Here is a 220-nt window from a genome sequence, read left to right as displayed (position 1 = left end):
CTTGCACCTGCCGACCACTGGCAATCGTAACCATTTTGATCTCGGCTGCTCCGCCTTGACCATCCAGATTGGCATAAAAATCGGTCGTCAAATCATGCTCATCAAACAAGGCCAGATACATATTCAAAACTGAATGCTGTGCTTGGTAGGCCCTGACTGCCTGATGATTCTGCACAGCCGAAAAGCGGTTGGACTGGTAGTAGTCGACCCGCGCGCCATC

At 51.4% G+C, this 220-nt stretch carries 1 protein-coding gene; it reads right to left on the bottom strand.

Going from position 1 to position 220, the window contains the following annotated elements; genetic code table 11:
• Positions 1-220: SufD family Fe-S cluster assembly protein (locus LJE08_RS14710; protein WP_227403680.1), on the bottom strand; the 220-nt coding region annotated here is incomplete at both ends.

This window comes from Holdemanella sp. DFI.5.55 (assembly GCF_020593575.1).
In the GTDB taxonomy this organism is placed as follows: Bacteria; Bacillota_I; Bacilli_A; order Erysipelotrichales; family Erysipelotrichaceae; genus Holdemanella; species Holdemanella hominis.
Note: the sequence above shows the minus strand (reverse complement) of the source record. Positions and strands in the feature narration are given on the sequence as shown.